We start from the raw sequence: 14,011 nt of genomic DNA on the forward strand, positions 1-14,011 counted from the left end.
CACAGCACTGCTGTGCGGGGCGTCGCCGTATGTGCGGGCAAGTCGGTCATTGCCGTGGTTTTCGGCGACGTAGGCGATGTGAGAGGTCTCGAAGGGCGCTCGATTCGTCCCCCGCCTCTTGGTGCACGGCCAACTGCCTGTAAAAATCATGCAGTCGTACAAGTGAAGGACACGGGTGGGCGTTGGGGAGACGTGTACTCGTGTCAGGGGAGGGATTGTGATGGCGCACGTGCGTCTCAGAGGCACGGGCAGACACCGTGCCGAGAAGCAGGTCAAGGGCGGGCGGCAGATGGTGGCCCTGGCCACCGTGCTCACGGCGGCGGGGGTACAGGCGGGGGTCGGCGCGGGTACCGCGCAGGCGGACGAGGGGCGGACCTGGACCGAGGGGCCGATCTTCAACGATCCGCTGGGCACCACCCAGGAGCAGTACGCCATCCGCACCAGGCTCGTCGAGCTGACGGACGCGGCGCTGCCCGGCTCGACCATCAAGGTCGCCGTGTACCACGTGTGGGAGCAGACGATCGTCGACGCCCTGAAGCGTGCCAGGGATCGCGGCGTACGCGTCCAGATCCTGCTCGACTCGACGAGCAAGACGGACCGGCCGGACAACACGGTGTACTCGCAGCTGGTCTCGCTGTTCGGCACCAGTCGCGCCAACCCGTCCTTCGTGTCGCTGTGCCCCACGAACAAGTCCTGCCTCGGCGACCCGAAGTTCGGGAAGTCGATCATGCACAACAAGTTCTGGCTGTTCTCGGCCGTCGAGGGCGCCACGAACGTCGTCGTGCAGACCACGTCGAACTCCACGCCGTCCGCGAGCACGCGGTTCTTCAACGACGCGCTCCAGCTGCCCAACAACCCGGTCCTGTACGGCGCTTACTCGGACTACTTCGACGACATGGTCGTCAAGGACTGGGCGAACTGGGACTACCGCACGGTCAGCAACGGCCACTACAAGGCGTACTTCTTCCCGCGGGCCGGCACCACGAACTCCACGGACACGCTGCACTCGGTGCTCAACAACGTCTCGTGCACCTACAAGGACGCGGCGACCGGCGCCACGAAGAAGACGATCGTGCGCGCCGCGATCTTCCAGATCACCCGGCAGGCCATCGCCGACAAGCTGGTCTCGCTGAAGAAGGCGGGCTGCACGGTCCAGATCGAGTACGCGACGTCCGACAGTGGCACCTGGAAGTCGATGCACACCACCGGCGCCCCGCCACTGCGCTGCTACAACGACGACCGGGACCCGCTGAACCCCGGCTCCAAGATCGGGACGCCGTTCATCATCCACACCAAGTACGTGGCGATCGACGGAATGTACGACGGCGCGCGCAACAAGATCACGTTCACCGGCTCGCAGAACGCCTCGAACCCGGCGCTGCGCGAGAACGACGAGGCGTACGTCAAGATCGACGACGACTCCGTGCACAACACGTACGTGCAGCACTTCAACAAGGTGTGGGGCGTCGCCTACCCGGGGGCCTCGGACAACACGAACCTGTGCAAGGGCGTCAAGACGCTCCCGCAGGACGGTGAGGTCAAGACCACGTGAGCCCGTCGGTCAGGGGCCGGTTTGCCCTTCTGTGGGGCGCCCCGTAACCTTGACCGTCGGCGTGTCCATCGACGCGCCTTACTCCCGTAAACCTTTTTCCTCCCGGAGTTCCTCGTGAAATCCGGGAGAGGCCGCCTCGCGCGGCTGGACTGCGGGCGTTCCGTTCCGAGCGAAAGAGAGATCCGCGTGTACGCCATCGTGCGCAGCGGTGGTCGCCAGCACAAGGTTGCTGTCGACGACATCGTTGAGATTGACAAGCTTCCCACCGCCAAGGTTGGCGACACCGTAGAGCTCTCTACGCTGCTCGTTGTCGACGGCGACGCCGTGACCAGCGACCCGTGGGTGCTGGCCGGCATCAAGGTCCAGGCCGAGGTCGTGGACCACCACAAGGGCGCGAAGATCGACATCCTTCGCTACAAGAACAAGACCGGCTACCGCCGTCGCCAGGGTCACCGTCAGCAGTACACGGCGATCAAGGTCACCGGTATCCCCACGGCTGCGAAGTAAGGGACTGAGACAAGATGGCACACAAGAAGGGCGCATCGTCCACTCGGAACGGGCGCGATTCCAATGCTCAGCGGCTCGGCGTGAAGCGCTTCGGCGGTCAGGCCGTCAACGCCGGTGAGATCCTGGTCCGCCAGCGCGGCACCCACTTCCACCCGGGCAACGGTGTCGGCCGCGGCAAGGACGACACTCTGTTCGCCCTTGACGCCGGTGCGGTGGAGTTCGGTACCCACCGTGGCCGCAAGGTCGTGAACATCGTCCCGGTCGTCTGAAACGCCTGAGGGCTTTCTGACCTGGATTTTTTCGCGAGGCGGACCTCACTTCCCCAACGGGGAAGCGGGTCCGCCTTTCGCGTGTTGAAGTAGAGACATTTCCGTACGTTTCTGGAGGCACTGAACCATGACCACCTTCGTGGACCGCGTCGAACTTCATGTCGCCGCGGGTAGCGGGGGCCACGGCTGTGCCTCCGTTCACCGGGAGAAGTTCAAGCCGCTCGGCGGCCCGGACGGTGGCAACGGCGGCCGTGGCGGTGACGTGATCCTGGTCGTCGACCAGGACGTCACGACGCTGCTCGACTACCACCACTCGCCGCACCGCAAGGCCACCAACGGTGCGCCCGGCGCCGGCGACAACCGCTCCGGCAAGGACGGCCAGGACCTGATCCTGCCGGTGCCGGACGGCACCGTCGTCCTCGACAAGCAGGGCAATGTGCTCGCCGACCTCGTCGGCCAGGGCACCACGTACATCGCCGCGCAGGGCGGTCGCGGCGGCCTCGGCAACGCGGCGCTCGCCTCGGCCCGCCGCAAGGCGCCCGGCTTCGCGCTGCTCGGTGTGCCGGGCGACGAGGGCGACGTCCACCTGGAGCTGAAGACCGTCGCGGACGTGGCGCTCGTCGGCTACCCGAGCGCCGGCAAGTCCTCGCTGATCTCGGTACTCTCCGCCGCCAAGCCGAAGATCGCGGACTACCCGTTCACGACGCTGGTCCCGAACCTCGGCGTGGTGACGGCCGGATCGACCGTCTACACGATCGCGGACGTGCCGGGCCTCATCCCCGGCGCCAGCCAGGGCAAGGGTCTCGGCCTGGAGTTCCTGCGCCACGTGGAGCGCTGCTCGGTCCTGGTGCACGTCCTCGACACGGCGACGCTGGAGTCCGACCGCGACCCGGTGTCCGACCTCGACGTCATCGAGGCGGAGCTCAAGGAGTACGGGGCGGGCCTGGAGAACCGGCCGCGCCTCGTCGTCCTCAACAAGATCGACGTGCCCGACGGCCAGGACCTCGCCGACATGGTCCGCCCGGACCTGGAGGAGCGCGGCTACCGCGTCTTCGAGGTCTCCGCCGTCGCCCACAAGGGCCTCAAGGAGCTGTCGTACGCCCTCGCCGAGCTGGTGGCCGGTGCGCGTGCCGCCAAGCCGAAGGACGAGGCGACCCGGATCGTCATCCGGCCCAAGGCCGTGGACGACGCGGGCTTCACGGTCAAGCGTGAGGACGCCGACGGGGAGCCGCTGTTCCGCGTGCGAGGCGAGAAGCCGGAGCGCTGGGTGCGGCAGACCGACTTCAACAACGACGAGGCCGTCGGCTACCTCGCGGACCGGCTCAGCCGTCTCGGTGTCGAGGACGAGCTGATGAAGGCGGGCGCCAGGCACGGTGACGGCGTCGCGATCGGTCCCGAGGACAACGCGGTCGTCTTCGACTGGGAGCCGACGATGATGGCGGGCGCCGAGATGCTCGGCCGACGCGGCGAGGACCACCGCATGGAGGCGCCGCGGCCGGCGGCGCAGCGGCGGCGTGACCGGCAGGCGGAGCGGGATGAGTCGCAGCAGGAGTACGACGACTTCGAGCCGTTCTAGCCTCCGGCGACCGGGACATTTGGGCGGGCCGCACCGAAGGGTGTGGCCCGCTTTGTTGTTGGGGTTTGTGGTGGTGGGTGTGCGGCGCCGGGGGCGGAGCCCCGAGCCCGTAACGCCGGTTCGGCACATTCAGCCCCGCGGGCGATTGAGGCGCGGGGGCCGGGGCAGAGCCCCGTGGCGTAGGTGCGGACGGGCGTACACGCGGACGGGGACGGGCATACACGCGCAACGGCGTACACGCAGAAGGGCCCGGGAGACGTCTCCCGGGCCCTTCTGCGTGTACGCCGCAAAGGCGCTACGCGGTCACCGTGTCCTCCGGCTCCGACTCGGTCGCCGCCTCCGCGGCCTCCGCCTCGGCCGCGGCCTCCTCGACGGAGTCCTCACGGGTGGGCGGCACCTCGTCCTCGCCACGCGCAGCCATCCGCGCACGCCGTTCGTCGGCCTTGGCGCACAGGGCGCGTACGGCGGCGTTGAAGCGGTCGATGGACGGCGGGTCCGAGGGGCCGAGGAGGTGCTCCTTCAGGGCCACACGGGCCTCGGCGTGCGTGTCCTCCGCCTCGCCGCGGACGACCGCGAGCAGCTCGGGGACCTCCGTCGCCTCGGGCGCGAGGACCGTCGCGGCGCGCACCGTCGGGAAACCGGAGCGGAACTCGTCCTCCGTGAGGCCGGACGTGTTGGCCACCGCGTACGGCTTCTCGCTGCTCAGCCAGTCGGAGACGACCGAGGACACGTCGGAGATGAGGACGTCCGCCGCGTTGAAGCAGGTGAAGATCGCGGGCCGCGCCTGGGTGATGATCAGGTGCTCCCACTCGGGGAACGAGGCCCAGTACGCCTCCTCCCACGCCGCCGTCGCCTCGGCCACCGCCGCCGCCCGGTCCCCGTCGGGCTTGCCCTGGAGCAGCATCCGCTCCTGCTCGTCCGTGCCCTTGCGGAACTTGGTGGAGGTCAGCTCGTTCAGCGCCTCGGCGCGGCGCTCCAGCTCGACGGCGGCCTCGGGGCCGGGACGCGTGCCGGAGCGGCGGGTGTTGGCCTCCTCGATCATCGCCATGATGCGCTTGTTGGCCTCACCGGCGGCGGGGACCTGCGAACCGGTCATCGGGTGCGGCTTGTAGATCAGCCGGACCTTGGGGTCGGCGAGCAGGTGCCGCACGATGTTCTCGCCGGCCAGGATGACCGAGGTGTTGCCCGGGTTGCCGTCCCAGCCCTCCCAGGTGGGGGCGTACAGGACCGTCGTGTACGAACCCGTGGCCGGGCGGCCCTCCGCCAGCTTGATGGGCGCCAGCTGCGGGCGGCCCACCTCGACGACGTCCCGGTCGTCGACGCCGACGTCGGCGAGCTGGTAGCGGTCGCGCGCCGCGGGGCCCGCCACCCACACCTCGTCGTACGCCTTCGCGTACGGGTTGCAGGACGACAGCTTGTCGGACTCGCCGTGGTTGATGAAGGCGTGCTTGATCGTGGGGATGCGCAGGACCTGCGAGGTCTTCGCGGCGTTCGCCGGGTGCAGCAGCATCTTCAGCGTCGAGTTCTCCAGGGAGAACATCGTGGCGACCTTCGGGAAGCAGATGATCGGCACATCGGTGGCGTCGATCTTGTTCACCATGAAGCGCTCGCGCAGCACGAGCAGCGGCTTGCCGTCGACGTCGGCGAGCGTGGAGAGCCACATGTTCGCCTGGTACGCGGAGGTGGTGCCGCCGGAGAAGTACATGCCGACGGTCGGCCGGTACTCGGCCAGCCACGCGTCGAGCCACTCCATGACCTTGGCGTCGCTCACCGGACGCTTCTTGGGCAGCAGCCACGTACCGAGGTAGACCGTTCCGAAGAGGAACAGGGCGATCGAGACGCCGATGCCGATGACGCCCCACAGCGCGTTGGTCGTCGCGGCCGTGATCGCCAGGCCGATCGTGGACGGGATCGCGAACGTCAGCAGGCGGTGGGCCGCGCGGCGGGCCAGCAGGCGCGGCGGCGACTTGCACAGGTTCAGCGCGGACGCGTCGATGTTGCGCGTGACGATCGGCAGCGTGCGGGAGCGGCGCACCAGGACCGCGGCCGCCTGGCAGGCGAAGTGCAGCAGGTACATCGCGAGCACCATGACCAGCAGCGGAGCCTGCTCGTCGAGCGGGTTGATGCCGCTGATGCGCAGCAGTCCGACGAAGATCAGCATGTCGCGCAGCAGCTGCCGCACCGTGACGTCGAAGCGGATCTTGCCGAGCAGCGAGAGCAGCCCCGGCTGCTTGTACTGCAGGTAGGTGTCTAGAGCGAGTCCGGCCGCGCTCGCGGCGACGAAGACGGGAACATACGGAACGAGCGCGCTGACGAGCTGGGCCACATAGAGCGCGAACATCGTGAACAGCGCGGAAAGCTGCACGAGGCGGCGCGAGGCACGTCCGGCGGAGGGCACGGGCTGGGCTCCTGGCAGGGGGTCTCGGAGGGTGGGGGGACCGTGGGGGAGGTCCACCTCGCGGAATGCTGACCACTGACCGTATGACTTTCAGTGGCCCGCTAGCAATCCTCCAGGTCTGTAAGCAGGGGAAACAAGGGCAAATGGCGTGAAAGGACAGGGACCAACTCCCTTTCTTGATTACCCGGCGTCCACGGCCCTGTCCGTACCTCGAAACCCAAGAGCGGTCGAAGGGGCAGGTCACGTACATTGCCAGGCATGTCAGGGGCTACAACTGGGGCAGCGTCGGGGACGTCACGGCAGGGCGTGGCGGATGCCCGCCGGATCGTCGTCAAGGTCGGATCGTCGTCACTCACCACGGCGGCGGGAGGCCTGGACGCCGACCGCGTCGACGCGCTCGTCGACGTCCTGGCGAAGCAGCGCGGGGGCGGCGAGAAGGAGATCGTCCTCGTCTCCTCCGGCGCCATCGCCGCGGGGCTCGCCCCGCTGGGCCTGACCCGCCGCCCCAAGGACCTCGCCCGCCAGCAGGCCGCGGCGAGCGTCGGACAGGGCCTCCTGGTCGCCCGCTACACGGCTTCCTTCGCGCGCTACGGGGTCCGCGTCGGCCAGGTCCTCCTGACCAGCGACGACATGGCCCGCCGTGCCCACCACCGCAACGCGTCGCGCACCCTCGACCAGCTCCTGGCGATGGGCTCCTTCCCGATCGTCAACGAGAACGACACGGTGGCCACGGACGAGATCCGCTTCGGCGACAACGACCGGCTCGCGGCCCTCGTCGCCCACCTCGTCCACGCCGACCTGCTGGTGCTCCTCTCCGACGTCGACGGCCTCTACGACGGCGACCCCGCGAAGCCCGGCAGCTCCCGCATCGCCGAGGTGCGCGGCCCCGCCGACATAGCGCACGTCAAGATCGGCTCCGCCGGGAAGGCGGGCGTCGGCACCGGCGGCATGGTCACCAAGATCGAGGCCGCCTCGATCGCCGCGGCCGCCGGCATCCCGGTGGTCCTCACCTCCGCCTCGTACGCCGCCGACGCCCTCGCCGCCCGCGACACCGGCACGTACTTCCACCGCACAGGGCGCCGCAGCGCCGACCGCCTGCTGTGGCTCCAGCACGCCTCGACGCCGCAGGGCGCGATCACCCTCGACGACGGCGCCGTACGAGCCGTGGTGGAGGGGCGCAAGTCGCTGCTGCCCGCCGGGATCGCGGCCGTGGAGGGCGAGTTCGGGGCGGGCGACCCGGTCGAGCTGCGCGACGAGCGGGGGCGCGCGGTCGCCCGCGGGCTCGTCAACTTCGACGCCAAGGAGATCCCGCAGCTGATCGGCCGCTCCACGCGCGAGCTGGCCCGCGACCTCGGTCCCGCCTACGAACGGGAAGTCGTACACAGGGACGACTTGGTCATCCTCCAGGCTTGAAACGGGCCGCGCGCCTTCGAAACCCCCTGTGTGAAAGGCCGAAAGCCTGCCACCCGTGGGGGACCTTCCCCAAAACCGCCCCAAGAAGCTCCGTGTCCTGCTCAACTCTTGAGGCAGGGAGTTCATCCAGGGAAGGTCCGCACGACCATTGCGCAAAGGAGGCCGTCGTGAGACGAGCGCGCCCGGGGGCCGGGTCCACAGGGCCCCGAGGGTCGGCGGAGCGGGCGCTGACGAGCGTGGCCGCGGGAGACGCGTACGAGGAGGAGACCGCGGGAGAGGCCGCTGAGGGGAGCGCCGAGGAAGGCCCCCGTCTGTGGCACGTCACGCTCAGCGTCTCCGGCGCCGAGGCGCCCCTCGCGGAGGTGCGCCGCGGCCTCGAACAGCTCGCGCACGACCACCCCTTCCTGCTGACGAGCCGCTACGCGGTGGACCACGCGGAGATCCGCTACTGGGAAGAGGCCCGCGACCTGCACGACGCGGCAGCGGTGGCCCTCCGCCTCTGGGGCGAACACCGCCGCACCTCCCAACTCCCACCGTGGGAGATCGTCGGCCTGGAAGTCATCGACCGCCAGACCTACCACCAACGCATCGCCGAGGGCTACGGCCCTTTGCCGGCCACTCCGGTGGGCGTGCACCCCTTCTAGGCAAAAGGGGCGCGGGGAACTGCGCGCACAAGCACATGTGACCCCCACGAGGCGGAAACCTCCACACCTGTGGCCGAGGCCATTTCAAGCCACGTCTCACCCCCCGAAACACCCGGTAGACTGCCCCCACGCCCCCGATATCCTGCGGAGCATGACGCTGCCGCTCACCCCGTACGACTCGATGACCCCGGTCACCCAGACCGCGTACCGCGCCAGGTCCGCGGCCCACGACCTCGCCTCCCTGCCGCGCGCCCAGAAGGACGACGCCCTCGGCGCCATCGCCGACGCGCTGGAGGTGCGTACCTCCGAGATCGTCGAGGCCAACGCCAAGGACATCGCCAAGGCCCGCGAGGCCGGCACCCCCGAGGCGATCATCGACCGGCTCACGCTCACCCCGGAGCGCGTCCGCGCCATCGCCTCCGACGTGCGCGACGTCATCGCCCTGCCCGACCCGGTCGGCACGGTCGTGCGCGGCAACACCCTCCCGAACGGCATCGACCTGCGCCAGGTCCGCGTCCCGCTCGGCGTCGTCGGCATCATCTACGAGGCCCGTCCGAACGTCACGGTCGACGCCGCCGCCCTCTGTCTCAAGTCGGGCAACGCGGTGCTCCTGCGCGGCAGTTCATCGGCGTACGAGTCGAACACCGCCCTTGTGCGCGTGCTGCGCGACGCCGTCGGTGGCGCGGGTCTGCCCGCCGACGCGATCCAGCTCGTGCCCGGCGAGAGCCGCGACTCGGTGACCGAGCTGATGCGCGCCCGCGGCCTCGTCGACGTACTCATCCCGCGCGGCGGCGCCTCGCTGATCAAGAACGTCGTCGAGAACTCGACCGTCCCCGTGATCGAGACCGGCACCGGCAACTGCCACGTCTACGTGGACGCCGACGCCGACCTCGACATGGCGGTCGACATCCTCGTCAACTCCAAGGCGCACCGCGTCTCCGTGTGCAACGCGGCCGAGACGCTCCTCGTCCACCAGGACATCGCCGACGCGTTCGTGCCGCGCGCCCTCGACGCGCTCGCCGAGGCGGGCGTCACCGTGCACGGCGACCCGCGGATCCTCGCGTACGCCCCGCAGTCGAAGGCGGAGGTCGTCGAGGCGACCCCGGACGACTGGGAGACCGAGTACCTCAGTTACGACATCGCCGCCGCGGTCGTCGACGACATGGAGCGGGCCGTCGAGCACATCCGCCTGTGGTCCTCGGGTCACACCGAGGCCATCGTCACGACCTCGCAGCAGGCCGCCCGCCGCTTCACGCAGCTCGTCGACTCCACGACCGTCGCCGTGAACGCCTCGACGCGGTTCACCGACGGCGGCCAGTTCGGCTTCGGCGCCGAGATCGGCATCTCCACGCAGAAGCTGCACGCCCGCGGACCCATGGGGCTGCCGGAGCTGACGAGCACGAAGTACATCGTCACGGGCGACGGCCACACCCGCTGACACCCGCCGACGCGCACGGTTCGCCCCCGGTGAATTCCCGTACCGTCTGCCCAAATTGACCCCTTCGGTCTACGCTGGACGGGTGCCGGAGGACGTGGGGGGCTCGCCGTTCCCGGACGGCTGGGAGCCCGACGACGACCAGGACCGCGGGGGCTCGGACGACGAGTTCGCCTCCGTGGTCTTCGACGAGGACTTCATCAAGGCTGCCGAGGTCCATGAACCCACCGCGGTCGAGCGGCTGCTCGCCGCTGCGCAGGCGCGCGCCGAGGCCCAGGAGGCCGAGGCCCGCAGGACCCGCATCCGGCCGTCCCCCGACGACGAGTTCTACGACGACGTGGACGGGTACGGCCGCGGCGAAGACGGCGAATTCGGCTGCTACGGGGACGAGTCGGACGAGCTGTACGAGGAGGAGCTCGACCGCGAGAGCCGTCCCGCGGGCGGCATCCGCTGGCGCAGGCCCGTCGCCTGGGCGCTCGCCCTGCTGATGGGCATCGGCATGGTCGCCCTCGCCTTCACGGCCGTCTACCGGGGCGCGTCCTCGGGCAGCCAGGACGAGGTCCCGCCGCCCGCGACGACCGAGCTGGAGAAGAACGTTCCGGGCTCGCCCTCCGCCTCCGCGGACTACTCGCAGCCGGCGGTTTCGGCCGTTCCGCGGACCCCGTGAGGGGGCGCTCGGGGCGCTCGCGCGGGCGTCCGGGAAGTTGACCGTGCACCAGGGCGTTTACCGGGCGTCGGGGAGACCTACCCTGAAGGTATGAGCGGGCCAGGAGACCCACCGGAGGGGACACCGGACAGCGGTCCCGGTGGTGGCGGCAGCGAGGAAGAGTACCGATCCGTCGTGTTCGACGAATCGTTCGTCAAGGCTGCCCGGCTCCAGGAGTTCTCCGCGCAGGAGCGCATCGGCGACCACTCGCCGGCCGTGCGCCGTCTGCCCGTGCTGCGCCGGGGCCTCACCCGGCAGGCCGTCATACTCGTCGTCCTGATCGTGGTCGCCTTCGGCACGGCCGTCTACATGGGCGTACGCAGCCCCTACCGGACCGCCCCGGTCGCCCGGAACACCGAACCGCTGCGCATGACCGTCATCCCCCTCGCCCCGACGGGCCGCGTCCCCGGCTCCGAGTCCGTGCACGAGCTGTACGAGCACAGCCCCGCCGCCCGGTTCAAGCGCGCCGCCCGCGCCATCGACCTGCCCGACGACCCCAAGGCCACCGCGCACTTCTCCGACAGCCAGGTCGTCACCGCGCTGACCACGGCCAAGGACTACCTCGTCGACTCCTCGCTCGACCCCGACGTGCTCACGCGCGGCGCCGTGCGTCCGGTGCGGATGCTGATCGACCCGCAGCAGCTCCCGCAGTTCGACCAGAGCGTCAACAGGCCGGTCACCGACGGGCGGCACGCGGCCACCGGCTGGCTCGTCCGCTTCGACCCGTCGCAGGCCGCCCTCGCCGATTCGCGCATCCGGGTCCGCGGCGCGCTGCACGTGGCCGAGACCGACGCGAACACCCTCGAAGTGACCTCGGACCACACGTTCGTCTACGCGCTGCGGCCCACGGCGAAGGCGGCCGACGGCGAGAAGGCCAAGGCCTCCCTGTTCACCGTCCGCCGCTCCATGCACTTCCGCTTCGACCGCCAGGACCTGCGCAACCACCAGACCGAGCTGCTGGTCTCGTACGTCCAGGCGGGCCCGCTCGCCTGCTCGTCCGACTCCGCCGGGTATCTGCATCCGCTGCTCGCGGGCCAGAGCGCGAAGAAGGGCGGACCGGCCGGTACCGACCCGTACGCGACGGACAGTGCGACCGCGCTGTGCGGCGCGCTCGCGCCGGACGCCCAGCCGCACGTGTAGTCCGGGCGGTTCGGAGGATCAGCCGGTCCGGGGCGGGGATCAGCGCTCGCCGTTGCCCGTGCCGTTGCTGTCGTCGTCGGTGCCGTGGTTCCCGCTGGCGCCCCCGCCGCCCGTGCCGCCGAAGCCGCCGAAACCGCGCCGCACCCGGCCGCCCAGGTCGCCCGCGCCGCCCGCGATGTCGCTGACCAGCTTCATCAGCGGGTCCTTCGAGGTCTTCACGGAATCCGTGTAGTGCGAGGCCGACTCGCGCCACGAGTCCGTCACCGAGGTGTCCTTGTCCTCGCTGCGGCGCGGGTAGTGACCGTCCATCAGACGCTGGTAGTCGCGGCTCTCCGACCACTTCTTCAGCTCGGCGGCGCGCACCGTGGTGAACGGGTGCGAGCGCGGCATCACGTTGAGGATCTTCAGCACGGAGTCGCGCAGATCGCCCCCGGCCTCGTACTCCTCGGCCTGCTTGAGGAACGCGTCCACGTTCATCTGGTGCAGGTGGTTGCCGCCCGCGATCTTCATCAGGCCGCGCATGGACGACTGAAGGTCCTGGCCGACCAGCAACCCGGCGCGGTCCGCGGAGAGTTCGGACTTGCGGAACCACTCGCGCAGCGCCGTCACGATCGCCATGATCGCGAGGTTGCCGAGCGGGATCCACGCGACGCGCAGCGCGAGGCTGGTCAGGAACAGCAGGATCGTCCGGTACACCGAGTGGCCCGACAGCGCGTGGCCCACCTCGTGGCCGACGACGGCCCGCATCTCCTCCTCGTCGAGGAGCTCCACAAGTCCCGTGGTGACGACGATGATCGGCTCGTCGAGGCCGATGCACATCGCGTTCGGCTGCGGGTCCTGATTGACGTACATCGGCGGGACCTTCTCCAGGTCCAGGATGTAACAGGCGTCCCGCAGCATCGTGTTGAGGTGCGCGAACTGCTCGTCGGAGACCCGCACCGAGTCCGACAGGAACAGCAGGCGCAGGCTCCGCTCGGGCAGCAGTCCGCTCAGCGCCTTGAAGACCGTGTCGAACCCGCTGAGCTTGCGCAGCGCGACGAGCGCCGAGCGGTCCGCGGGGTGCTCGTACGCCCGCGAGGAGATCCCCGGGAAGCGCCGGCGCTGCCTGCTGGGTACGTTCTCGTGCTGCTCGTTCGGTTCGTCGGGCATCCGACTTCCCCCATGTTCCGTGTGTGCGACGTGTCCCGCCGTATCCGGTGTGCCCCCAAGGTGGAGTCCACACTAGGCGGATATACCGTGACGGGGCAGCACACCGAAGGAGCGAACCGTCATGGAGCACATCGATCACGTCATCAGTGCGGCGTCCGAGCAGGGGGCGGGGAACCTGTTGCGCACCGTGCTGATTGTGGGCGTGCTGGGCGCTGCCCTCCTCGCCTGGTTCTTGTTGCGGGGCTACAAGAGCGACGACTGACCCCACCGCTTACGATGGGTCAGAAGTCTTTATCCCGATCCCACACCGGATAGGTCCTGCTGAAGATGAGCCTCCACAGCACCGCTGCCCAGCTCGCCACTCTCGCTGCCGAGGGCGAGAACGGCGGCAACCACGAAAGCCTCAGCCCCCTCGTGACGGGCGGTGCGGCCTTCATCATCCTGATCCTGCTGCTGTGGATCACCACCCGCTTCAACCGCGACCGCTGACCCTCGGGGCCGGACCACTGGGAACGGGCCAGTAGGCTCTGCACGCATGGGAGCGCAGGACATGCCTACCGGCCCGGTCAACAGCCCGGCCGGCGGCCCGGATCGCGAGTGGGCCTCACCGGCCAAGCGACGCCTCGGCGTCATGGGCGGGACGTTCGACCCGATCCACCACGGACACCTGGTGGCGGCCAGTGAGGTCGCCGCGCAGTTCGACCTCGACGAGGTGGTGTTCGTACCCACCGGGCAGCCCTGGCAGAAGAGCGCCAAGAAGGTCTCTCCGGCCGAGGACCGCTATCTGATGACGGTCATCGCGACCGCCGAGAACCCGCAGTTCTCGGTGAGCCGCATCGACATCGACCGCGGCGGTCCGACGTACACGACGGACACGCTGCGCGATCTGCGTCAGCTCAACCCCGACGCCGACCTCTTCTTCATCACGGGTGCCGACGCTCTCGGCCAGATCCTCACCTGGCGTTACACCGACGAGCTGTTCTCCCTGGCACACTTCATCGGAGTCACGCGGCCGGGCCACACACTCGCCGACCCGGGTCTGCCGGAGGGCGGCGTCTCGTTCGTCGAGGTTCCCGCCCTCGCCATCTCGTCCACGGACTGCCGTGACAGGGTCGCCAAGGGGGACCCCATCTGGTACATGGTGCCGGACGGTGTGGTGCGCTATATCGACAAGCGCCAGCTGTACCGGGGCGACTGAACCCTGCACCGCCGAGAGGGGCAT

The 14,011-nt window shown here is 69.6% G+C and carries 14 protein-coding genes; 12 read left to right on the plus strand and 2 right to left on the minus strand.

The annotated features are described in order from the left end of the window. Positions 1-220 precede the first annotated feature (220 nt). From ACOKM3_RS27280 to obgE, 4 genes are all read left to right on the plus strand, one after another. The gene (locus tag ACOKM3_RS27280) at positions 221-1,552 is read left to right on the plus strand and encodes a phospholipase D-like domain-containing protein (RefSeq protein ID WP_426903663.1); all 1,332 of its coding nucleotides are present in this window, start codon (positions 221-223) and stop codon (positions 1,550-1,552) included. 186 nt (positions 1,553-1,738) lie between these two features. Further along, the gene (rplU, locus tag ACOKM3_RS27285; RefSeq protein ID WP_266719694.1) at positions 1,739-2,059 is read left to right on the plus strand and encodes a 50S ribosomal protein L21; all 321 of its coding nucleotides are present in this window, start codon (positions 1,739-1,741) and stop codon (positions 2,057-2,059) included. A 14-nt stretch (positions 2,060-2,073) separates the two neighbouring features. Then, complete coding sequence (gene rpmA, locus ACOKM3_RS27290) at positions 2,074-2,328, plus strand: 50S ribosomal protein L27 (protein ID WP_266719696.1); 255 nt, start codon at positions 2,074-2,076, stop codon at positions 2,326-2,328. 127 nt (positions 2,329-2,455) lie between these two features. Further along, on the plus strand, positions 2,456-3,904 hold the full coding sequence (gene obgE, locus ACOKM3_RS27295) for a GTPase ObgE (protein ID WP_426903664.1): 1,449 nt from the start codon (positions 2,456-2,458) through the stop codon (positions 3,902-3,904). A 295-nt stretch (positions 3,905-4,199) separates the two neighbouring features. Here the strand turns inward: obgE and ACOKM3_RS27300 are convergent, their stop codons facing one another. Continuing rightward, a complete protein-coding gene (locus ACOKM3_RS27300) occupies positions 4,200-6,302 on the minus strand; it encodes a hypothetical protein (RefSeq protein ID WP_426903665.1) in 2,103 nt (700 codons plus the stop codon). Between the two features lie 258 nt (positions 6,303-6,560). On the opposite strand from ACOKM3_RS27300, the gene proB reads away from it, so the two are divergent. From proB to ACOKM3_RS27325, 5 genes are all read left to right on the plus strand, one after another. Continuing rightward, on the plus strand, positions 6,561-7,715 hold the full coding sequence (proB, locus tag ACOKM3_RS27305; RefSeq protein ID WP_426903666.1) for a glutamate 5-kinase: 1,155 nt from the start codon (positions 6,561-6,563) through the stop codon (positions 7,713-7,715). Positions 7,716-7,882: 167 nt separating this feature from the next. Further along, positions 7,883-8,359, plus strand: coding sequence for a hypothetical protein (locus tag ACOKM3_RS27310; RefSeq protein WP_426903667.1), 477 nt, complete (start codon positions 7,883-7,885; stop codon positions 8,357-8,359). Positions 8,360-8,510: 151 nt separating this feature from the next. Beyond that, a complete protein-coding gene (locus ACOKM3_RS27315) occupies positions 8,511-9,797 on the plus strand; it encodes a glutamate-5-semialdehyde dehydrogenase (RefSeq protein WP_426903668.1) in 1,287 nt (428 codons plus the stop codon). An 82-nt stretch (positions 9,798-9,879) separates the two neighbouring features. Then, entirely contained in the window at positions 9,880-10,461 is a 582-nt protein-coding gene (locus ACOKM3_RS27320; protein ID WP_461855708.1) for an SCO2584 family spore wall biosynthesis protein, read from the plus strand. Between the two features lie 90 nt (positions 10,462-10,551). Further along, on the plus strand, positions 10,552-11,640 hold the full coding sequence (locus ACOKM3_RS27325) for an SCO2583 family membrane protein (protein WP_426903670.1): 1,089 nt from the start codon (positions 10,552-10,554) through the stop codon (positions 11,638-11,640). Between the two features lie 39 nt (positions 11,641-11,679). Here the strand turns inward: ACOKM3_RS27325 and ACOKM3_RS27330 are convergent, their stop codons facing one another. Then, positions 11,680-12,789 carry a M48 family metallopeptidase gene (locus ACOKM3_RS27330; RefSeq protein WP_426903671.1) on the minus strand — a complete coding sequence of 370 codons (1,110 nt, stop codon included), beginning with the start codon at positions 12,787-12,789 and terminating at the stop codon, positions 11,680-11,682. A gap of 121 nt (positions 12,790-12,910) precedes the next feature. Between ACOKM3_RS27330 and ACOKM3_RS27335 the strand changes: the two genes are divergently transcribed. From ACOKM3_RS27335 to nadD, 3 genes are all read left to right on the plus strand, one after another. Further along, a complete protein-coding gene (locus ACOKM3_RS27335; RefSeq protein ID WP_327663391.1) occupies positions 12,911-13,051 on the plus strand; it encodes a hypothetical protein in 141 nt (46 codons plus the stop codon). A 65-nt stretch (positions 13,052-13,116) separates the two neighbouring features. Then, positions 13,117-13,278 carry a hypothetical protein gene (locus tag ACOKM3_RS27340; protein ID WP_327663392.1) on the plus strand — a complete coding sequence of 54 codons (162 nt, stop codon included), beginning with the start codon at positions 13,117-13,119 and terminating at the stop codon, positions 13,276-13,278. Between the two features lie 46 nt (positions 13,279-13,324). Then, positions 13,325-13,987 (plus strand): nicotinate-nucleotide adenylyltransferase, encoded by a 663-nt coding sequence (gene nadD / locus ACOKM3_RS27345; protein WP_426903672.1) that lies wholly within the window; start codon positions 13,325-13,327, stop codon positions 13,985-13,987. Positions 13,988-14,011: the final 24 nt, after the last annotated feature.

Origin of the sequence: Streptomyces nidicola (assembly GCF_050106155.1) — a bacterium.
Lineage (GTDB): Bacteria > Actinomycetota > Actinomycetes > Streptomycetales > Streptomycetaceae > Streptomyces.